Raw genomic sequence first — 19,916 nt, 5'->3', positions numbered from 1 at the left:
GCCCATGCATGCTCCCCCCCTGCCCGCGGGCATCGGCCGCGTGATCGACGCGCCCGAACAGATGGCGCCCTTCGTGCGCGACTGGTCCGGCCACCGGATCGGCACGGCGCGTTGCGTCGTGCAGCCGGGCCACACGGATGAGGTCGCCACGCTGCTGCGCTGGTGCAGCGCCCATCGCGTGCCCGTGGTCGCGCAGGGCGGCAACACCGGCCTGGCCGGGGGCGCCACGCCCGATGCCTCGGGCCATGCGATCGTGCTCTCGCTGGCCCGCATGAACCGGCTGCGCGCGGTCGACCTGGCCAACAACACGATGACGGTCGATGCCGGCATGGTGCTGCAGCAGGTGCAGGAAGCCGCCCGGGAAGCGGATCGATTCTTCCCCTTGTCCCTGGGCGCCCAGGGCAGTTGCACCATCGGCGGCAACCTCTCGACCAATGCCGGCGGCACCGGCGTGCTGCGCTATGGCAATGCGCGCGAACTCTGCCTGGGGCTGGAGGTGGTCACGCCCGCGGGCGAGGTGCTGCATGGCCTGCGCGGCCTGCGAAAGGACAACACGGGCTACGACCTGCGCAACCTCTACATCGGGGCGGAAGGCACGCTGGGCGTCATCACCGGCGCGACGCTCAAGCTCTTTCCCGAGCCGGCGGCACGGGTGACCGCGATGGCCGCGGTGTCGTCCGCCGCGCAGGCCATCCACCTGCTGTCCCTCGGCCAGCAGCTGCTGGGCGCCGAACTCACGGCCTTCGAGTTGATGTCGGCCTACTGCGTCGAGCTGGTCGGCCGGCGCTTCCCGGACACCCCCAGGATCTTCGCCGACGCCCACCCCTGGTACGTGCTGCTGGAATCGTCCGACCTCCAGAGCGAAGCCCACGCCGTCGAACGCTTCGAAGCGCTGATGACGACGGCCCTCGACCAGGGCGTGATCGTCGACGCGGCCATCGCGCAGTCGCAGGCCCAGTCGCTGCAGTTCTGGCAGCTGCGCGAGCGCATCGCGCATGCGCAGCCGCGCAACATCAAGCACGACATCTCATTGCCCATCTCGCGCATCGCCGAGTTCCTCGGCACCATGGAGGCGGTGCTGGTGCAGGCCTACCCGGGGATCCGCATCGTCGCGCTCGGCCACATGGGCGACGGCAACCTGCACTACAACGTGGAGCCGGCCCAGCCGCTCGCACAGGCGGATTTCGAGGCCCTCGAGCAACGTGTGCACCGGTCCGTGTTCGACGTGGTCGAGGCCATGGCCGGCTCGATGTCGGCGGAGCACGGCATCGGCTCGGCCAAGACCGGGGACCTGCGTCGCTACAAGCAACCACTGGCGCTCGCCCTCATGCGGTCCATCAAGCACGCGCTCGATCCCCTGGGGATCATGAACCCGGGCAAGGTCCTGCCGGAGGGCTGAAGTGCCCATTGCGGGGCCGGCATGCCCCCGCGTCAGAACAACGACAGGAGACAACGATGAGATTTTCCAGAACCTTTCACACCGCGCTGGCCGCCTGGCTGATCCTGGGCGCCAGCCTTGCGGCCGCACAGCCCGCCACGGCCTATCCGGCCCGCCCCATCAAGGTCGTCGTGCCCTATGCGCCCGGCGGAATGACCGACGTGTCGAGCCGAGCCGTCATGGAACGGCTGGGCAAGGAACTGGGCCAGGCCGTGGTGATCGAGAACAAGGCCGGCGCCGCCTCGACCCTGGCCAGCAACTGGATGGTGACGCAGCCGGCGGACGGCTACACGCTCTATGCCGCGCCGGTGTCGCTGGTCATCAATCCGATCCTGCAGGGCACGGTGCAATACGACGCCCGCAAGGACTTCGAGCCGATCTCCCTCATGATCGATTCGCCCTTCGTCCTGCAGGTCCATCCGGGGCTGGGCGTCCGGAGCATGAAGGAGCTGCTCGCACGGGTGCGCGAACACCCCGACCGGTACGCCATCGGCACCTCGGGCGCCGGCTCCGTCAACCATCTGGCGGCCGAGTACTTCCTGCGCGCCTTCAACCTCAAGGTCGCGGTCGTGCACTACCGCGGCGGCGCACCCGCCGCCCAGGACCTGATGGGCGGCACGATCCAGATGATGTTCTCCGCGGCCAATGAAGCCGCGCCCTTGATGCGCAGCGGCCGCACCGTCGGCATCGCGGTCACCACCACCCAGCGCCTGGCGCTGCTGCCGGACCTGCCGACCATGGAGGAGGCTTCGGGCCTGCGCGACTTCGAGGCGGTGTTCTGGATGGCCCTGGTGGCGCCCGCCAGGACACCCGCGCCGGTGCTCGCACGCCTGCGCGAGGCCATGCAGAAGATCGGCGCCGACCCCGAGCTGCGCGAACGCCTGGCCAGGCTCGGCGTGGAACTGGTCACCTCCACACCGCGCGACGTGCAGCGGCGCATGGACCGCGACGAAGCCAAGTGGGGCCAGTTGATTCGAGAACTGAACATCCAGGAGGGCACATGAAGGACCGCCGCATCAGCACGCTGGTCCGCTGGACGGCGGCCCTGTGCATCGCAGCCGGAAGCGCGCTCGCAGGTGCGGCCGAGCCTGTCGTGCAACCCGCGGGCTATCCCGGCGCGAACCGGGTGTCGCTGATCGTTCCCTTCGCGCCCGGCGGCACCACCGACCTGGTCGCGCGCATCGTGGCGCAGTCGCTGAGCGCGCGGTGGCACACCGCGGTCATCGTCGAGAACAAGGCCGGCGCGGGCGGCAACATCGCGGCCGAGTATGTTTCGCGGGCCCGGCCCGACGGCCTCACCCTGCTCATCGGTGCGACCTCCTTCGCCAGTGCACCGGCCCTCACCCGGCAGCTGAAGTACGACATCGCCAAGGACTTCGCGCCCGTCTCCATGATCGCGACGACACCCCTGGTGCTGATGGTCAGCAGGCAATCCGGCATCAAAACCCTGCCCGAGCTGGTGGCGGCCCTGAAGAAGAAGCCCGACGGGTTGAACTACGGCAGCAGCGGCATCGGCACGTCCATCCACCTGTCCACGCTCATGTTCCTCAATCGGATGGATGCCAAGGCGGTCCATGTGGCCTACAAGGGCAGCGGCCCGGCCCTGAGCGCCCTGGCGTCCGGCGAGATCGACATCCTGTTCGACAACTACGCGACGGCCCTGCCCTTCGTCACCAGTGGGCAGGTCACGGGGCTGGCGCTGACGGGACTGGACCGCGGCAAGCTGAAAGCCCCGCTGCCGACCCTGTCCGAGGCGGGCTTCGCACAATTCGAGTCCCTGACCTGGATCGGCATGCTGGCGCCCGCCGGAACGCCCAAGCCGCTTGTCGACTGGCTGAATGCGGAGGTCCAGGCTGTGCTGCAGGACGCCGAGACCGCATCCCGTTTCGAAGCCATGGGCTTCAGCACCCGGCCGACGTCGCCGGCGTCCATGCAGGCCTTCATCGCGAGCGAGTTGGCAAAAGCGCGGCTGCTGGTCAAGACCAACGCCATTCCCATCGAGTGAGCCCGCGCACCGCGCGACGTGTGCATTCCTAGGGTTTTCCCTGTTTGCATACGTATGCAAGCTTTCCACATTGCATACGTATGCAGCTGCCATCCCTCCCCTCTTCTCTTCTCATCAGGAAAAACAAATGATCCGATATCTCAAGCGCGGCAAGGACGTGCAGGTCCGTGCCGACGACGACGCCAAGGTGCGTGCCACGGTCGAAGGCATCATCAAGGACGTCGAGGCCCGCGGCGACCTCGCGGTGCGCGACTACAGCAAGCAGTTCGACCGCTGGGACCCGGCCGACTTCCGGCTGTCGGCCGCGGACATCGAGAAGGCCCGCAAGAGCCTGTCGGCGCGCGAGATCGAGGACATCACCTTCGCGCAGACGCAAGTGCGCAACTTCGCGCAGATCCAGCGCGACTCGATGAAGGACGTCGAGGTCGAGACCTTCCCCGGCGTGATCCTCGGGCACAAGAACATCCCGATGAACGCGGTGGGCTGCTACATCCCCGGCGGCAAGTACCCGCTGCTGGCCTCGGCCCACATGAGCGTGCTGACGGCCAAGGTGGCCGGCGTGAAGCGCGTGGTCGCGACTGCGCCCCCCTACCAGGGCGCGCCGCACCCAGCCATCGTCACCGCGATGTCGATGGCCGGCGCCGACGAGATCCTGGTGCTGGGCGGCGTGCAGGCGGTGGTGGCGATGGCGGTCGGCACCGAGTCGATCGCGCCGGTCGACATGCTGGTCGGCCCGGGCAACATGTACGTGGCCGAAGCCAAGCGCCAGCTGTACGGCCGCGTCGGCATCGACCTGTTCGCGGGCCCGACCGAGACGCTGGTGATCGCCGATGAAACGGCCGACGGCGAGATGTGCGCGGTCGACCTGCTGGGTCAGGCCGAGCACGGACCGACCTCGCCGGCCATCCTGCTCACCACCAGCGAGCAGCTGGCGCGCGACACGTTGGCCGAGATCGAGCGCCAGCTCCAGATTCTGCCGACCGCGGCGATCGCGGCCGTGAGCTGGGCCGAGTACGGCGAGGTGATCGTCTGCGACACGCAGGAAGAGATGCTGCAGAAGGCCGACGAGCTGGCCTTCGAGCACGTTCAGGTGATGACGCGCGACCCCGACTACTTCCTGCAGCACATGAGCAACTACGGCGGCCTGTTCCTCGGCCCGCGCACCAACGTGAGCTTCGGCGACAAGGTGATCGGCACCAACCACACGCTGCCCACCAACCGCGCCGCGCGCTACACCGGCGGCCTGTGGGTCGGCAAGTTCCTCAAGACCTGCACCTACCAGAAGGTGCTGACCGACGAAGCCAGCGCGCTGATGGGCGAGTACTGCTCGCGCCTGTGCCACATGGAGAACTTCGCCGGCCACGGCGAGCAGGCCAACCTGCGCGTGCGCCGCTACGGCAAGCGGGCCGAGGTGCCCTGGTACCAGCCGGTGCCGGCGCTGGAGCAGTGAGCATGCTGCCGCGCGCTCCCGACTTCCGCATCGACGGTCGCCGCGCCCTGGTGACGGGCGCGGGCCGCGGCATCGGCCTGGCTGCGGCCGCGGCGCTGGCGCAGGCCGGCGCCGAGGTCACGCTGGCGGCCCGCTCCGAGCCCGAGCTGCGCGAGGCCTGTGCGCAGATCCGCGCCGAGGGCGGCCGCTGCAGCCGCCTGGTGCTCGACGTGACTGATGCGAAGGCGGTGGAGGCCGCGCTGTCGACCGCGGGCCCGTTCCAGGTCCTGGTCAACAACGCGGGCCTGAACCGGCCCAAGCTGCTGGTCGACGTGGAGGACGCCGACATCGACGCGGTGTTCGACCTCAACGTCAAGGCCGCGTTCTACGTGACGCGCAGCGTCGCGCGCGGCCTGCTGGCCGCGGGCCTGCCGGGCTCGATCGTCAACGTCTCCTCGCAAATGGGCGTGGTCGGCAGCCCGCGCCGCTCGCTCTACTGCGCGAGCAAGCATGCGATGGAAGGCATGACCAAGGCCCTGGCCTGGGAGCTGGGCCACGCGAACATCCGCGTCAACACCGTCTGCCCCACCTTCATCGAGACCGCGATGACGGCCGGCATGTTCGCCGACCCGGCCTTCCGCGCCTGGGTGGTCGAGCGCATCGCGCTGGGCCGACTCGGCCGGGTCGAGGAGATCATGGGCGCCATCGTGTTCCTCGCGTCGGACGCGTCCAGCCTCATGACCGGCAGCGCGCTGATGCTCGACGGCGGATGGAGCGCCGCATGAAGCCGGGCCCCACCGCACAGGAGGTCGCGCGCCTCGCCAAGGTCTCGCAGTCGGCCGTGAGCCGCACCTTCACGCCGGGCGCGAGCGTGTCGGAGGACACGCGCAACCGGGTGATGATCGCCGCCAAGACGCTGGGCTACCGGCCCAATGCGATGGCCCGCAGCCTGATCACCGGGCGCAGCCGGATCGTCGCGCTGGTGATGAGCTACCTCGAGAACCAGTTCTATCCGCTGGTGATCGAGAAGCTCTCGCAGAAGCTGCAGAAGCAGGGCTACCACGTGCTGATGTTCATCAGCGACGGCGACGAGACCGACGGCGTGCTCGACGAGATCCTGCAGTACCAGATCGACGGCGTGGTGATGGCCTCGGCCATGCTCTCGCCGCACCTCGCACGCCAGTGCGCCGACGTCGGCGTGCCGGTGGTGCTGTTCAACCGCGTGCCCGATATCAGCGCCTTCGCGCGCCACAGCACGAGTTCGGTCACCTGCAACAACCACCGGGGCGGCGAGATGGTGGCCGAGCTGCTGCTCGAGCGCGGCCACCGGCGCATCGCCTTCCTGGCCGGGCTGGAGAAGTCGTCGACCAACCTCGAGCGCGAGCGCGGCTTCAACGATGCGCTCGCCCAGGCCGGCGCGGCGGTGTACCGGCGCGCGGTCGGCCACTACAGCTTCGAGCGTGCGCAGGAAGCGGCGCGCGCGCTGTTCGCGGGCCCGGGCGAGCGGCCCGATGCGGTGTTCGTCGCCAACGACCACATGGCCATCGCCGTGATGGACGTGCTGCGCCAGGAGCTCGGCCTGCGCGTGCCGCAGGACGTGAGCGTGGTCGGCTTCGACGACGTGCCGCAGGCGGCCTGGGGCGCCTACCGCCTCACGACGGTGGTGCAGAGCGTCGAGGCGATGGTCGAGGCCACCGTCGAGCTGCTGCACGAGCAGATGCGCGAGGATGCGCGTCCGCGCAACGTGGTGATTCCCTGCCGCGTGGTCGAGCGCGATTCGGTGCGCGCGGCGGGTGCGCCCGCGCCTGCACCCAAGCCACCGCCCAAGCCACGTGCCGCGCGGCGCGGCGCTGCATCCCGACCGGGCGCCTGAGCGCGCCCGCTTCCCCTTTCAGGAGACTCCCATGCGAATCCGATCCCGCGCGCTGCTGCCCGCAGCCCTCGCCCTGCTGGCCCTGGCCGGCCCCGCACTGAACCGCAGTGCACAGGCGCAGCAGGCGCCCGCCTGGCCCACCAAGCCGATCAAGTACGTGGTGCCCTTCTCGCCCGGCGGCGTGTCCGACGGCGTGGCCCGGCTGGTGGCGCAGCACCTCGGCGAGCGGCTGGGCCAGCCGGTCATCGTCGACAACAGGCCGGGGGTCTCGGGCATCCTGGGCACGCAGGTCGTGGCGCGCTCGCCGGCCGACGGCTACACGCTGATGGGCGGCACCATCACCACCCATGCGGTGAATCCCTTCTTCACCCGCAACCTCGGCTACGACCCGGTGAAGGACTTCGCACCGGTGAACCTGGTGGGCATGGTGAGCAACGTGCTGGTGGTGCCGTCGGAAAGCCGCTTCAACTCGGTGGCGCAGGTCATCGCCGAGCTCAAGGCCAAGCCCGACAGCCTGACCTACGGCACGGCCGGCGCGGGCACCTCGCAGCATCTGTCGGGCCAGCTGTTCCAGAACATCACGCAGACGCGCATGCGCCAGATCATCTACAAGGGCGGCTCGCAGGCCATGGTCGACCTGGTCGGCGGCCAGATCGACATGGTGTTCGAGACCGTGGCCGCGGCGCGGCCGATGATCGACGGCAAGCGCGTGAAGGTGCTGGGCGTGACCGCCGCGCGCCGCCTGCCCGACGTGCCGGGCGCACCGACGCTGGCCGAGGCCGGCGCGCCGAACTTCGAGATGCAGTCGTGGCAGGGCGTGTTCGCGCCCGCGGGCACGCCCAAACCCATCGTCGACCGCCTGAGCCGCGAGATCGCCGCCATCGTGGCGCAGCCCGAGGTGCAGCAGAAGCTGCGCAACCTCGGCGTCGAACCCGACGGCCGCACGGCCGCGGCCTTTGCCAGCTTCCAGCAGGCCGAGATCCTGAAGTGGGGCAAGGTCATCCAGGACGCGGGCATCCAGGCCGAATGAACTTCACGACGACGAACACCACGCAAAGAGACATCCCCATGACGAAGCCATCGCACCTCCTCCCCTCCTTCGCCCGCCGCCGCTTCGGCCAAGTGGCGGCCGCGCTCGCCACGCTGTCGCTGGCCGGCCTCGCCGCCGCGCAGGCACCGGCACCAGCCGGCCCGGGCGGCTACCCGCACACCGGCCGCGTGGTGATCGTGGTGCCTTTCGCACCGGGCGGCGCCACCGACATCGTGGCGCGGCTGGTGGCCGACGAACTCGGCAAACGCTGGAGCACCGCCGTGGTGGTCGACAACAAGGCCGGCGCCGGCGGCGGTATCGGCACCGAGTACGTGGCGCGCGCCAAGCCCGACGGCTACACGCTGCTGCTGGGCACGCAGACCGCACTGTCGGTCAACCCGACGCTGCTCAAGAAGATCAGCTACGACGTCGACAAGGACTTCGCGCCGGTCACGCAGCTCGCCAGCACGCCGCTGGTGCTGCTGGCGAGCAACAAGTCGGGCGCGCGCAACGTGCCGGAGCTGGTGGCCGCGATCAAGGCCAAGCCCGACGCGATCTCCTACGGCAGCAGCGGCAACGGCACCTCGCAGCACCTCACGACGCTGATGCTGCTCAACCGCGTGGGCGGCAAGGCGGTGCACGTGCCCTACAAGGGCAGCAGCCAGTCGCTGGTCGACCTCGCGGGCAACCAGATCGACATGCAGTTCGACAACATGACGACCGCGCTGGCCTTCGCCAAGAACGGCCAGGCCAAGGCGCTGGCCGTGACCAGCGCGGCGCGCTCGCCGCTGCAGCCCGACCTGCCGACTCTGGCCGAATCCGGCGTGCCCGGCTTCGAGGCCGTGACCTGGCTCGGCCTGCTGGCGCCCGCGGCCACGCCCGCGCCGGTGGTGGCATGGCTCAACAAGGAAGTGGTCACGGTGCTGGCCTCGCCCGCAGTGACGGCGCGGCTGGCCGCGCAGGGCTTCACGCCCAAGCCGATGACGCCGGAGGCCTTCCGCAAGTTCATCCAGGACGAGACGCTCAAGTTCGCCGAGCTCATCAAGACCAACCACGTCTCCATCGATTGAGAGCGCGGCCATGCTGACGCCCGAACTGATCCGCACGCTGCGCGCTGTCGACACGCCGACGGTCTGCAACGCACTCGAGCTCGCCATGGGCGGGCGCAGCGCGCAGGGCTTCACCTACGGCACGCTGGTGGCCGCACCCGCGCCGCTGCCGCCGATGCTGGGCTATGCGCGCACCGCGCGCATCCGGGCCATGGCGCCTTCGTCGCTGTCGCCTGCCGAGGCGCGCCAACTGCGGTTGGACTACTACCGCCACGCCGCGGGCAGCGCTGCGCTGCCGACCATCGTGGTCATGCAGGACCTGGACGAACGACCCGGCACCGGCTCCTTCTGGGGCGAGGTGAACTCGGCCGTGCACCAGGGGCTGGGCGTGGCGGGCGTGCTCACCAACGGCTCGGTGCGCGACCTCGGCGACCTGTCGCCGAGCTTCCCGATCCTGGCCGGCAGCATCGGCCCGTCGCATGCCTTCGTCCACCTGGTCGACATCGGCACGCCGGTCGAGGTGTTCGGGCTGCGCGTGGCGCACGACGACCTGCTGCACGCCGACCACCACGGCGCGGTGCGGATCGCACCGCAGTACCTGCACGACCTGCCGCGCTGCATCGAGCTGACGCGGCGCAAGGAAGCGCCGCTGCTGGCCGCGGCGCGCAGCGGCGACTTCACGCTGGACGCACTCGCGCAGGCGATGCGCAACGCCGACGACATCCACTGACACCGAACCATCGCGCGACCCGCGCCCACGAAAGAGACACCCCATGGACACCCGCCATCCCCTCGACAACCGCCTGCCCGGCATGCTGCGCAGCGGCCAGCCCCTGCGCGGCGTCTTCAACTCGCTGCCCAGCCCGGCCATCGTGGAGATGTGCGGCTACGCCGGCTTCGACTTCATCATCATCGACAACGAGCACGGCAGCGCCGGCTTCGAGACCACCGAGAACATGCTGCGCGCGGCCCGCGCCAGCGGCATCGTGCCGGTGGTGCGCTGCCTGCGCCACGACATTTCGCGCGTGCTCGACATGGGCGCCAGCGCGGTGCAGATCCCGATGGTGGCCAGCGCGGCCGAGGCGCGCGACCTGGTGCAGCAGGTGCGCTATCCGCGCGCCGGCCGCCGCGGCAGCGCCTTCAGCCCGCGCGCCGCGGGCTACGGCGCCTTCCCCGGCGTGGCGCATACCGAGCGCAGCAACGCGGGCATCGCGTTGATCGTGATGATCGAGACGCCCGAGGCGGTGGCCCAGGCGGCCGAGATCGCGGCCGTGGACGGCGTCGACGCGGTGTTCGTCGGGCCCAACGACCTGTCGCATGCGATGGGCTTCGACAACGACTGGCAATGCCCGCAGGTCGAGGCCGAGATCGAACGCGCGCTGCGCGCCATCAGCGGTGCGGGCAACTGCGCCGGCGTGATCGCGCTCACGCCCGAGGACGAGGCCAAGTACGGCCAGTGGGGCGCGCGCTATTTCGCGGGCGTGACCACCGGCCTCATCACGCGCGCGCTGCAGCAGGCCTCGGCGGCCGGCGGGCGCCTGGCCGCGGCGGCCAAGCTGTCGTACTGAGTTCGCCGGTGCCACGATGAACACGCCCCGCATCGCCGCCAGCGGCCTGCTCTTTCCCGAGGGCCCGGTGGCCCTGCCCGACGGCGACATCGCCGTCTGCGAGATCGCGCGCGGCACCGTGTCGCGTGTGGCGCCCGATGGCCGCGTCACGGTGATCGCCGAGACCGGCGGCGGGCCCAACGGCATGGCCCTGGGCCCCGACGGCGCGCTCTACGTCTGCAACAACGGCGGCATGCGCTGGCCGCCGGTGCAGCCCGGCAGCTGGTTGCGGCCGCTGCACGGCACGCCCGCGGACTACAAGGGCGGCAGCATCCAGCGCGTCGACCCGCAAACCGGCGCGGTGCGCACGCTCTACACCCACTGCGGCGACGTGCGCCTGTGCGGCCCGAACGACCTGGTGTTCGACCGCAGCGGCGGCTTCTATTTCACCGACTTCGGCAAGTCGCGCGAGCGCGACCGCGACATCGGCTGCGTCTACTACGCGCAGCCCGACGGCTCGCGCATCACCGAGGTGGTCGAGCGCATCCTCAACCCGAACGGCATCGGCCTCTCGCCCGACCAGCAGACGCTCTACGTGGCAGAGACCGAGACCGCGCGGCTCTGGTCCTTCGGCATCGAGGCGCCGGGTGTGCTCGCGCGCCGCGCCTCGCCGGCCCCGCACGGCGGCCAGCTGGTCTGCGGGCTGGGCGGCTACCAGCGCTTCGACAGCCTGGCGGTGGAGGCCTCGGGCAACATTTGCGTGGCCACGCTGGTGACCGGCCAGGTCACGGTGATCTCGCCGCAGGGCGAGCTGCTGCGGCAGGTCGCGATGCCCGACCCGCAGACCACCAACCTCTGCTTCGGCGGCGAAGACCTGTCGACCGCCTGGATCACGCAATCCTTCAGCGGCACGCTGCTGGCGATGCGCTGGCCCGCGCCGGGCCTGGCGCTGAACTTCTGAGGCCGGCCATGACCTTCGTTGCAGACACCGACGAGACCTACGAGGTCTTCGCCATCCGCTATGCCGGCGTGCAGCGCCGGCGCATCGACAACTTCATCGGCATGGACGTGCACGACGGCCCGATGGCGATGGACTTCTACGTCTGGCTGCTGCGTTCGCCGCGGCGCACGATCCTCGTGGACACCGGCTTCACCGCCGCCACCGCGCAGGCCCGCAAGCGTGTGCTCGACCGCTACCGCTGCCCGATCGACACGCTGGCCACGCTGGGCGTCGACCCGACCACGGTCACCGACGTGGTGCTCACGCACCTGCACTTCGACCATGCGGGCAACCTCGCCAAGCTGCCGGCGGCGCGCTTCCACCTGCAGGACGCCGAGATGCACTACGCCACCGGCCGCTGCATGTGCTTCGCGCCCATGCGGCATGCGTATTCGGTGGAGGACGTGGCCGAGCTGCTGCGCAAGGTGTATGCCGAGCGCGTGGTGTTCCACGACGGCGACGACACGCTGGCCCCGGGCGTCGAGCTGATGCTGATCGGCGGCCACACGCGCGGCCTGCAGTCGGTGCGCGTGCGCACCGCGCGCGGCTGGGTCGTGCTGGCCTCGGACGCCAGCCACTACTACCAGAACCACGAGGAGGGACGGCCGTTCCCGATCGTGCAGGACATGCAGCAGATGCTGGCAGGCCAGCGCCGGCTGCTGGCCGCGGCCGACTCGCCGCGCCATGTGGTGCCCGGTCACGACCCCGAGGTGCTGCGGCGCTATCCACCGCTGGACGGCGACACCGACACCGTGTGCCTGCATCTCGCGCCGGTCGACTGACACGCACCTTCCCGTTCCCGTCGAGGCCTTCCCGCGACGACGGCGCGCAGAACCGCTGCGGGCGCGACCTTTCTTTTTCCAATTCACAGGAGACACACCATGAACTTTCACCAACTCGCCCGCCTCGCGCTGCTGTCGCTCGCTGCGCTGTCCACGGCCCTGTCCGCCAGCGCCCAGAGCTATCCCGACAAGCCGATCCGCATCGTCGTGCCCTACCCGCCCGGCGGCTCGGCCGATGCGATCGCACGCCAGCTCGGCGTGCACCTCACGCAATCGCTCAAGCAGCAGGTGGTGGTCGACAACAAGCCGGGCGGCAACAGCGTGATCGCGGCGCAGACCGTGTCGAGCGCCCCCGGCGACGGCTACACGCTGCTCATCAGCGACCCTACCGCGCTGGCCATCAACCCCAGCCTGTTCCACAAGCTGCCCTACGACCCGGTGAAGGACTTCCTGCCGGTGAGCCTGGTCGCGCGCTACTCCTTCGTGCTGCTGGTCAACGCGGCATCGCCCATCCGCAACGTCAAGGATTTCGTGACGGCCGCGCGCGCCAACCCGGGCAAGATGAACTACGGCTCGGCCGGCACCGGCACGCCGGTGCAGCTGGCGACCGAGATCTTCAAGGACCTGGCCAAGGTCGACCTCACGCACGTGCCCTACAAGGGCGCGGCGCCCGCGGTGAGCGACCTGATGGCTGGCCAGATCGACGCCATGTTCACCGACCTCGCGAGCGGCTTCCCCTTCATCCAGTCGGGCAAGGTGCGCGCACTGGTCATCACCAACGCGCAACGCGTGCCCGCCCTGCCCGAGGTGCCGACCCTGGCGGAGTCGGGCTACCCGGGCTTCCAGCTGGCCGGCTGGTACGGCATCTCGGCGCCGAAGAACACGCCCGCGCAGGTGGTGGGCATCCTCAACACGGCGATCCGCAATGCGGTGGCGAGCCCGGCCTTCAACCAATGGATCGTGACGCAGAACTTCGAGCCCAAGACCACCATGCCGGCGGAGTACGCCGAGCTGATCCGCACCGACACGGCGCAATGGGGCGCCACGGTGAAGCGGCTGGGCATCAAGATCGACTGAGCGCGCTGGCAAGTCGTCGCTCGCGACTTTGCAACGGAGATCGGAGAACCCGGAAAGGCACGTGAGAGCCGACGTGCTTGCGAATGCACGATCATCGATAGCTTGAGCCCGATACGATCGCCGCGCTCGGCGTCTCCGGCGGGACGCCCGAACAGGACGCCGCGCTCGCGCGCGCAGCCACGGCCTGAGATGTCGACGCCTCCCTCCCTCCTCTGCGCCACGGCGCTCGTCGCCGCCCTCGCCGGCTGCGCCACTGTGCGGCAGCCCGACCTGGATGCCTGGGTCGGCGCACCCGTGGAAGCCATGGACACCCATCCGCTCTTCCTCACGATCCCGATGTACCGCACGCTGACCGACAGCGGTGTCGAGATCCGCAACGACGTCAACAGCCAGGAAGCACAGCAGTGCTTCACGCGCGTCGATGCCCACCACAGCGATCAACACGCTCGCGGTGACCGGCGCGTCACGCGGCAAAAGAGGCTTCGCCCCCTGGCAGCGGCGCGTGGAATCCTCGTGTTTTTCAGTTGCTCTTCCGTATTGAAGACAATAGCGGCAGCGCGCCCCGGCGTTTGACCGGCCCACCGCCCTGTTGCGCCCCGCCGGGGCCCCTTTTTCCCATGACCGAACCACAATCCCTCCCCTTCTTCTCCCGCCTGTCGATCGCCATCGGCAGCTTCTTCGCGCTGCTGGGCGACGGCCGCCTGGCCGCGCGCGTGCAAACGCTGCGCAACGGCGCTCCGCTGGCCAGCGAGGTGCCGCCGCCCGCACCTGTGCAAACGCCGCCGACGCCACCGACGCCGGCGCCCGTGCGAGCGACCGCCAACGTCGACGCCGCCCTGCAGCTGCTGGCCCTGCTGCAGCGCGAGTCGCGCTTTGTCGACTTCCTGCGGGAAGACATCGCGGCCTATTCCGATGCCGATGTGGGCGGCGCCGCGCGCCTGCTGCATGGCGGCGCGCGCAAGGTGATCGAGGACACCTTCGACCTGGAGGCCGTGCGTCCTGAAGCCGAAGGCAGCCGACTGACGCTGCCAGCGGGCTTCGACGCCGCCGCCGTGCGCGTGACCGGCAACGTGGTCGGCCAGCCGCCGTTCACGGGCACGCTGCAGCACAAGGGCTGGCGCGCCACGGCCGTGCGGCTGCCCGCGCTGACCGAAGGACATGACGCGCGCGTGATCGCACCCGCGGAGGTCGAGCTGTGAGCGCCGCCCGACCGACAGCAGGTGCTCGCAACGCAGCGCGTCGCGCGAGGGTTTTCGCATGAGCCGCTACGCCATCGGCATCGACCTGGGCACCACGCACAGCGCGCTGTCCTGGGTCGACCTGCAGACCGAGGACACAGCGCCCGAGATTCTTCCCGTCGCCCAGCAGAGCGGGCCCGGCGCCGTGCAGGACTTCGCCCTGCTGCCGTCCTTCCTCTACCTGCCGCATGCCAGCGAGTTCGCTGCCGACGACCTGGCCCTGCCCTGGAACGCCGCGCCCGACCGCATCACCGGTGAATGGGCGCGCAGCCACGGCGCGCTGACGCCGATCCGCCTGGTCTCCAGCGCCAAGAGCTGGCTCGGCCATGCCGGCGTGGACCGGCGTGCCGGCATCCTGCCAGCCGACGCACCGGCCGAGGTCGAGCGCATCTCGCCGCTGGCCGCCAGCACGCACTACCTTCAACACCTGCGCGATGCCTGGAATCACCGCCATCCCGAAGCGCCGTTCGAGCAGCAGGCCATCACGGTCACCATTCCCGCGTCGTTCGACCCGGCTGCGCGCGAGCTCACCGCCGAGGCCGCCCAGGCCGCCGGCTACCGGGACATCACGCTGCTGGAGGAACCCCAGGCCGCGCTCTACAGCTGGATTGCAGGCAGCGCCGGCGACTGGCGCAAGCAGGTGCAGGTCGGCGATGTGATCCTGGTCATCGACGTGGGCGGCGGCACCAGCGACTTCTCGCTGATGGCCGTGACCGAGGACGCCGGCAACCTGCAGCTCAACCGTGTGGCGGTGGGCGAGCACATCCTGCTGGGCGGCGACAACATGGACCTGGCGCTGGCCCACGGCGTGGCACGCGGACTGGCCGCCGAAGGCAAGCAGCTGGATCCCTGGCAGATGCGCGCGCTGACCTATGCCTGCCGCCTCGCCAAGGAGCAGCTGCTCGGCGACGCCGATCTCCAGAGCGTGCCGCTGGTCGTTCCCAGCCGGGGCTCCAAGCTCATTGGCGGCTCGATCCGGACGGAGTTGAAGCGCGAACTGCTGACCGCCCTTCTGCTCGACGGCTTCTTCCCGGCCGTGGAGAGCAGCGCCCGGCCCGTCAGCCGCCCGCGCGCCGGCCTGACCCAGATCGGCCTGCCCTATGCGCAGGACGCCGCCGTCACGCGCCACCTGGCCGCGCTGCTGGGCCGACAGCTCGGCGCCACGGCGCAACTCGCGGGCTTCACGCAGCGCGATGGCGCGAGCTTCCTGCATCCCACGGCGGTGCTGTTCAACGGCGGCGTGTTCAAGTCGGAACTGCTGGCCGAGCGCGTGCTGTCCACGTTGAACGCCTGGCTGGCCGCCGACGGCGCGCCCGCCGCACGGCTGCTGCAGGGCGCCGACATGGACCATGCCGTGGCGCGCGGCGCGGCCTACTACGGCCAGGTGCGCCAAGGCCAGGGCATCCGCATCCGCGGTGGCACGGCCCAGGCCTACTACGTGGGCATCGAGTCGAGCATGCCGGCCGTGCCGGGACTGGAGCCCCCCGTGCAGGCGCTATGCGTCGCGCCCTTCGGCATGGAGGAAGGCTCCGAGGCGCCGCTGCCGCCGCAGCAGCTGGGCCTGGTGGTCGGCGAATCGGTGCGCTTCCGCTTCTTCGGTTCGTCGGTGCGGCGCGAAGACCGGCCCGGCACGCTGCTGGACTTCTGGTCGCCCGAGGAACTGCAAGAACTCGCCCAGATCGAGGCCACGCTGCCGGCTGAAGGCCGCGCGGCAGGCGAGGTCGTGCCCGTGCAGCTGCGCGCGCGCGTCACCGACATCGGCACGCTGGAGTTGCTGGCCGAAGCGGCAGGCGGCGTGCATTGGAAGGTGGAATTCGACGTCCGCGACGCGTGATGGCCGCCGCCTTCCGCATCGGCATCGACCTGGGCACGACCCATAGCGTGCTGGCGTTCGCGCGGGTCGGCGAGGAGGACATCCAGGTCTTTGCGGTCCCGCAGAGCATCGCGGCCGGCGAGGTCGCGCCGCGGCCCCTGCTGCCTTCCTTGCGTTTCCATGCGGCCGAGGGCGCGCTGGCCGCGGCCGACCTTCCCTTGCCCTGGCCCTCGGACGAGCCGGCCATTCTGGGCGCCTTCGCGCGCGAACTGGGCCAGCAGACGCCAGGCCGGCTGGTGGCCAGTGCCAAGAGCTGGCTGTCCCATCCCTCGGTCGACCGCACCGCCGCCATCCTGCCCTGGGGCGCGCCGGACGAGGTGGCCAAGGTCTCGCCGCTGGAGGCCAGCGCCAGCTACCTGCGACACCTGCGCCAGGCCTGGGACCAGGCACACCCCGAAGCGCCGCTCGCGCAGCAACCCACGGTGCTCACGGTCCCGGCCTCGTTCGACGACGGTGCGCGCGCGCTGACCTTGCAGGCCGCCGCGCTGGCCGGCCTGGGCACCATCCATCTGATCGAGGAGCCGCAGGCCGCGTTCTACGACTGGGTGTTCGCCCACCGCGCCGACCTGGCACGGCAGCTGGCCGGCACGCGGCGCCTGCTGGTGGTCGACGTGGGCGGCGGCACCACCGACCTCACGCTGATCGAGGTCACGCTGGACGCGGCGGGCCGGCCGCAGCTCGCGCGCACGGGCGTGGGCGACCATCTGGTGCTGGGCGGTGACAACATGGACCTCGCGCTCGCGCGCTGGATCGAGCCACGGCTGTCGGGCGGCACGCCAGGACAACGCCTCAACGCCATCCAGCTGGCCCAACTCACCCAGCGCTGCCGCAGCGCCAAGGAGCGCCTGCTGGCCCCGAACGGACCGGCGCAGACCACGGTCACGCTGCAGGGCAGCGGCAGCCGGCTCATCGGCGGTGCGCGCTCGGCCACGCTCACGCGGGCCGATGTGGACCAGCTGCTGGTCGAGGGCTTCTTCCCGCAGGTCGCTGCCGACGCCCAGCCGCTGCGCGCCCGCGGCGCTTTGGTCGAGTTCGGCCTGCCCTATGCCAGCGATGCCGCCATCACGCGCCACATCGCAGCCTTCCTGCAGCGCCAAGGTGGCGACCTGCCCGACACGCTGCTGCTCAACGGCGGCGTGTTCCATGCGCAGGTGCTGCGCGAGCGCCTGCTGGCCACGCTGCGCAGCTGGCAGCCGCCAAGCGCGCCGCCGATCCGCCTGCTGGAAGCGCCGCGACTCGACGCTGCCGTCGCGCGCGGTGCGGTCGCCTACGCCATGGCCCGCGCCGGCAGCGCGCCGCGCATCCGTGGCGGCGCCGCGCGGGCCTACTATCTCGCGCTCGAGGACGGCCAGGGCGTCTGCGTGCTGCCGCATGGCACGCCGGAAGGCGAGGCGGTGCGGCTCGAAGCCCGGCGCTTCAACCTGCGCCTGGGCCGGCCGGTGCGATTCAACCTCGCCACGAGTGCCGTCGACCTGCAACACCGCGCCGGCGACCTGGTGGTGTTGCAGGACGCGCTGCAGCGCCTGCCGCCCATCGCCACCGTGCTGCAGCCCCAGGCTGGCGCGGCCGGCGAGGTGCAGGTGCTGCTCGATGCCCAGATCACCGAGGTCGGCACGCTGGAGATGCACTGCGTCGCGGCCCAGCCGGAGGCCGGCCGGCCGCGCCAGCGCTGGAAGCTCGAATTCCAGCTGCGCGGCGACGCGGCCGCGCCGGAGGCAGCGGCACCCGTCGCCGCGCATCCGCGCCTGCCCGAGGCGCTCGCCGCCATCGCCCGCGTCTATGGCGGCAAGAAGCAGGACGTGGACGCCAAGGAGGTGCGCCAGCTGCGCGCCACGCTGGAACGCCTGCTCGGCGAGCGCACCACCTGGCCGGCCGCGCTGCTGCGCACGCTGTTCGGCGCGCTGCTGCAGGGCAGCCGGCGCCGCCGTCGCTCCTTGCAGCACGAGCGCACCTGGTTCAACCTGGTCGGCTTCACGCTGCGGCCGGGCTTCGGCGATCCGCTCGACGGCTGGCGCATGGAACAGATGTGGGACCTGTTCGGCCCTGGCATCGCCCACAGCGACGACAACCAGCAGTGGTCCGAATGGTGGACGCTGTGGCGCCGCATCGCGGGTGGCCTGGATGCCGAGCAGCAGCAGAGGGTGTACGAGGTCATCGCCTACTACCTGCAGCCACCCGGCGGCACCGACATCGCCGCACCCGAAGGCCCCTCCATGCAGGCGCTCGACGAACTGCTGCGCATGGCGGCATCGTTCGAACGCATCCAGCCGGCCGACAAGATGCAGTTCGGCCGCTGGCTGCTGCATCGGCTGCGACAAGGCGCCGCGGCCGAACTCTGGTGGGCGCTGGGCCGGCTGGGTGCGCGCCAGCCGCTGTACGCCAGCCTGCACCATGTGCTGCCGCCCGCCATCGCGCAGGACTGGCTCGCGCAGATCGCCGACATCGCGCCGGACTGGGCCGGCCACGAAAGCGCGGCCTTCGCCGTGGCCCAGATCGCGCGGGCCACGGGCGACCGCGCGCGCGACCTGCCGGAGGCACTGCGTCTGCAGATCGCGGAGCAGCTGCAAGCCGCCCATGCCGCACCGAGCTGGGCCGCGATGGTGCGCGACGTGACGACGCTGAACGAAGCCGACCAACGCCGCGTGTTCGGCGAGGCACTGCCGCCCGGCCTGGTGTTGTTGCGCGGGTAGTCAACAGCGTGTCGTGCCTCCTGCGTCATACTGCCGGCGCCGCGCTTCTCCACCCCTACTGCTCAGCGACATAGCCCTTCCCATGCTCCGCGTTCCCCAGACCGTCACCCTGGTCGGCTTCGGTGCCGTCGGCCGGGCCGTGTTCCAGCGAATGCAGGAGGGCAGCGGCCCCCGCATCACCCACGTCGTGGTGCGCGAAGACCGTGTCGAAGCCACGCAGGCGTCGGTCGGCACCGCCGCGCAGGTCTGCCATCAGGTGCCGCAGGACACGCGGCTGCTGGTCGAATGCGCGGGCCACGGCGCGCTGGCCGCGCATGTGCTGCCGGCACTGGCCACCGGCATCGAATGCGCGGTGGTCTCGTCCGGTGCGCTGGCGGACTCGGGCCTGGCCGCCCGACTGGCCGATGCGGCCCTGCGCGGCGGCACGCAACTGCATCTGCTGGCCGGTGCCGTCGGCGGCCTGGACGCCATTGCCGCCGCCCGCGGTGCCGGGCTGGACAAGGTGCTCTACACCGGCCGCAAACCGCCCGCCGCCTGGCGCGGCTCGCATGCGGAGCAGTTGCTGGACCTCGGCGGGCTGCGCGCCGCGACGGTATTCCTCGACAGCAGCGCCCGCGAGGCCGCGCGCCTCTACCCCAAGAACGCCAACGTGGCGGCCATCGTGGCCCTTGCCGGGCTGGGCCTCGATGCCACGCGCGTGCGCCTGGTGGCCGACCCCGAGGCTGTCGACAACACGCACGAGATCGAGGTCAGCGGTGCCTTCGGCGAGATGCGCATCGTCGTCAACGGCAAGCCATTGGCCGACAACCCCAAAACCTCGGCGTTGACCGTGCTGTCGGTGGTCCGCTTCCTCCAGAACCGCGTGGCGGCGATCACCGTCTGAGG

At 70.7% G+C, this 19,916-nt stretch carries 18 protein-coding genes; all 18 read left to right on the top strand.

Annotated features, from left to right (window positions below; genetic code table 11):
- Positions 1–4 precede the first annotated feature (4 nt).
- Positions 5–1,399, top strand: coding sequence for an FAD-binding oxidoreductase (locus A9977_RS18695; protein WP_259652036.1), 1,395 nt, complete (start codon positions 5–7; stop codon positions 1,397–1,399).
- 56 nt (positions 1,400–1,455) lie between these two features.
- Positions 1,456–2,442 (top strand): tripartite tricarboxylate transporter substrate binding protein, encoded by a 987-nt coding sequence (locus A9977_RS18690; protein ID WP_183026375.1) that lies wholly within the window; start codon positions 1,456–1,458, stop codon positions 2,440–2,442.
- Positions 2,439–3,443 carry a tripartite tricarboxylate transporter substrate binding protein gene (locus tag A9977_RS18685; RefSeq protein ID WP_183026374.1) on the top strand — a complete coding sequence of 335 codons (1,005 nt, stop codon included), beginning with the start codon at positions 2,439–2,441 and terminating at the stop codon, positions 3,441–3,443. The genes A9977_RS18690 and A9977_RS18685 overlap by 4 nt, the downstream gene beginning before the upstream one ends.
- Before the next feature lie 127 nt (positions 3,444–3,570).
- On the top strand, positions 3,571–4,893 hold the full coding sequence (hisD, locus tag A9977_RS18680; RefSeq protein WP_183026373.1) for a histidinol dehydrogenase: 1,323 nt from the start codon (positions 3,571–3,573) through the stop codon (positions 4,891–4,893).
- Positions 4,894–4,895: 2 nt separating this feature from the next.
- Positions 4,896–5,657 carry an SDR family NAD(P)-dependent oxidoreductase gene (locus A9977_RS18675; protein ID WP_183026372.1) on the top strand — a complete coding sequence of 254 codons (762 nt, stop codon included), beginning with the start codon at positions 4,896–4,898 and terminating at the stop codon, positions 5,655–5,657.
- Positions 5,654–6,745: a LacI family DNA-binding transcriptional regulator gene (locus A9977_RS18670; RefSeq protein WP_183026371.1), complete on the top strand. Its 1,092-nt coding sequence runs from the start codon at positions 5,654–5,656 to the stop codon at positions 6,743–6,745. The genes A9977_RS18675 and A9977_RS18670 overlap by 4 nt, the downstream gene beginning before the upstream one ends.
- Before the next feature lie 31 nt (positions 6,746–6,776).
- Positions 6,777–7,775, top strand: coding sequence for a tripartite tricarboxylate transporter substrate binding protein (locus A9977_RS18665; RefSeq protein WP_183026370.1), 999 nt, complete (start codon positions 6,777–6,779; stop codon positions 7,773–7,775).
- Between the two features lie 38 nt (positions 7,776–7,813).
- Positions 7,814–8,845 carry a tripartite tricarboxylate transporter substrate binding protein gene (locus tag A9977_RS18660; protein WP_183026369.1) on the top strand — a complete coding sequence of 344 codons (1,032 nt, stop codon included), beginning with the start codon at positions 7,814–7,816 and terminating at the stop codon, positions 8,843–8,845.
- Between the two features lie 10 nt (positions 8,846–8,855).
- Positions 8,856–9,554 carry an RraA family protein gene (locus tag A9977_RS18655; RefSeq protein WP_183026368.1) on the top strand — a complete coding sequence of 233 codons (699 nt, stop codon included), beginning with the start codon at positions 8,856–8,858 and terminating at the stop codon, positions 9,552–9,554.
- Positions 9,555–9,597: 43 nt separating this feature from the next.
- Entirely contained in the window at positions 9,598–10,392 is a 795-nt protein-coding gene (locus tag A9977_RS18650) for an HpcH/HpaI aldolase/citrate lyase family protein (RefSeq protein ID WP_183026367.1), read from the top strand.
- 16 nt (positions 10,393–10,408) lie between these two features.
- Positions 10,409–11,332: an SMP-30/gluconolactonase/LRE family protein gene (locus A9977_RS18645; RefSeq protein ID WP_183026366.1), complete on the top strand. Its 924-nt coding sequence runs from the start codon at positions 10,409–10,411 to the stop codon at positions 11,330–11,332.
- Positions 11,333–11,340: 8 nt separating this feature from the next.
- Complete coding sequence (locus A9977_RS18640) at positions 11,341–12,153, top strand: N-acyl homoserine lactonase family protein (protein WP_183026365.1); 813 nt, start codon at positions 11,341–11,343, stop codon at positions 12,151–12,153.
- Positions 12,154–12,252: 99 nt separating this feature from the next.
- Positions 12,253–13,230, top strand: a complete 978-nt coding sequence (locus A9977_RS18635) for a tripartite tricarboxylate transporter substrate binding protein (RefSeq protein WP_183026364.1) — start codon at positions 12,253–12,255, stop codon at positions 13,228–13,230.
- A 189-nt stretch (positions 13,231–13,419) separates the two neighbouring features.
- The gene (locus A9977_RS18625) at positions 13,420–13,803 is read left to right on the top strand and encodes a hypothetical protein (RefSeq protein ID WP_183026363.1); all 384 of its coding nucleotides are present in this window, start codon (positions 13,420–13,422) and stop codon (positions 13,801–13,803) included.
- 44 nt (positions 13,804–13,847) lie between these two features.
- Positions 13,848–14,429, top strand: coding sequence for a DUF2760 domain-containing protein (locus A9977_RS18620; protein WP_183026362.1), 582 nt, complete (start codon positions 13,848–13,850; stop codon positions 14,427–14,429).
- Positions 14,430–14,487: 58 nt separating this feature from the next.
- The gene (locus A9977_RS18615) at positions 14,488–16,302 is read left to right on the top strand and encodes an Hsp70 family protein (RefSeq protein ID WP_183026361.1); all 1,815 of its coding nucleotides are present in this window, start codon (positions 14,488–14,490) and stop codon (positions 16,300–16,302) included.
- On the top strand, positions 16,302–19,031 hold the full coding sequence (locus A9977_RS18610; protein ID WP_183026360.1) for an Hsp70 family protein: 2,730 nt from the start codon (positions 16,302–16,304) through the stop codon (positions 19,029–19,031). The genes A9977_RS18615 and A9977_RS18610 overlap by 1 nt, the downstream gene beginning before the upstream one ends.
- An 82-nt stretch (positions 19,032–19,113) precedes the next feature.
- Positions 19,114–19,914 carry an aspartate dehydrogenase gene (locus A9977_RS18605; protein WP_183026359.1) on the top strand — a complete coding sequence of 267 codons (801 nt, stop codon included), beginning with the start codon at positions 19,114–19,116 and terminating at the stop codon, positions 19,912–19,914.
- Positions 19,915–19,916 lie beyond the last annotated feature (2 nt).

The organism is Variovorax sp. UMC13 (assembly GCF_014170375.1).
In the GTDB taxonomy this organism is placed as follows: domain Bacteria; phylum Pseudomonadota; class Gammaproteobacteria; order Burkholderiales; family Burkholderiaceae_C; genus Variovorax.
Note: the sequence above shows the minus strand (reverse complement) of the source record. Positions and strands in the feature narration are given on the sequence as shown.

Excerpts from the sequence above, each read along its gene's own strand:
- A9977_RS18640 (WP_183026365.1), top strand. The coding sequence starts at position 11,341 with ATGACCTTCGTTGCAGACACCGACGAGACCTACGAGGTCTTCGCCATC.
- A9977_RS18660 (WP_183026369.1), top strand. The coding sequence starts at position 7,814 with ATGACGAAGCCATCGCACCTCCTCCCCTCCTTCGCCCGCCGCCGCTTC.
- hisD (WP_183026373.1), top strand. The coding sequence starts at position 3,571 with ATGATCCGATATCTCAAGCGCGGCAAGGACGTGCAGGTCCGTGCCGAC.
- A9977_RS18635 (WP_183026364.1), top strand. The coding sequence starts at position 12,253 with ATGAACTTTCACCAACTCGCCCGCCTCGCGCTGCTGTCGCTCGCTGCG.
- A9977_RS18690 (WP_183026375.1), top strand. The coding sequence starts at position 1,456 with ATGAGATTTTCCAGAACCTTTCACACCGCGCTGGCCGCCTGGCTGATC.
- A9977_RS18695 (WP_259652036.1), top strand. The coding sequence starts at position 5 with ATGCATGCTCCCCCCCTGCCCGCGGGCATCGGCCGCGTGATCGACGCG.
- A9977_RS18650 (WP_183026367.1), top strand. The coding sequence starts at position 9,598 with ATGGACACCCGCCATCCCCTCGACAACCGCCTGCCCGGCATGCTGCGC.
- A9977_RS18655 (WP_183026368.1), top strand. The coding sequence starts at position 8,856 with ATGCTGACGCCCGAACTGATCCGCACGCTGCGCGCTGTCGACACGCCG.
- A9977_RS18665 (WP_183026370.1), top strand. The coding sequence starts at position 6,777 with ATGCGAATCCGATCCCGCGCGCTGCTGCCCGCAGCCCTCGCCCTGCTG.
- A9977_RS18670 (WP_183026371.1), top strand. The coding sequence starts at position 5,654 with ATGAAGCCGGGCCCCACCGCACAGGAGGTCGCGCGCCTCGCCAAGGTC.
- A9977_RS18675 (WP_183026372.1), top strand. The coding sequence starts at position 4,896 with ATGCTGCCGCGCGCTCCCGACTTCCGCATCGACGGTCGCCGCGCCCTG.
- A9977_RS18685 (WP_183026374.1), top strand. The coding sequence starts at position 2,439 with ATGAAGGACCGCCGCATCAGCACGCTGGTCCGCTGGACGGCGGCCCTG.
- A9977_RS18605 (WP_183026359.1), top strand. The coding sequence starts at position 19,114 with ATGCTCCGCGTTCCCCAGACCGTCACCCTGGTCGGCTTCGGTGCCGTC.
- A9977_RS18620 (WP_183026362.1), top strand. The coding sequence starts at position 13,848 with ATGACCGAACCACAATCCCTCCCCTTCTTCTCCCGCCTGTCGATCGCC.
- A9977_RS18610 (WP_183026360.1), top strand. The coding sequence starts at position 16,302 with ATGGCCGCCGCCTTCCGCATCGGCATCGACCTGGGCACGACCCATAGC.
- A9977_RS18625 (WP_183026363.1), top strand. The coding sequence starts at position 13,420 with ATGTCGACGCCTCCCTCCCTCCTCTGCGCCACGGCGCTCGTCGCCGCC.
- A9977_RS18645 (WP_183026366.1), top strand. The coding sequence starts at position 10,409 with ATGAACACGCCCCGCATCGCCGCCAGCGGCCTGCTCTTTCCCGAGGGC.
- A9977_RS18615 (WP_183026361.1), top strand. The coding sequence starts at position 14,488 with ATGAGCCGCTACGCCATCGGCATCGACCTGGGCACCACGCACAGCGCG.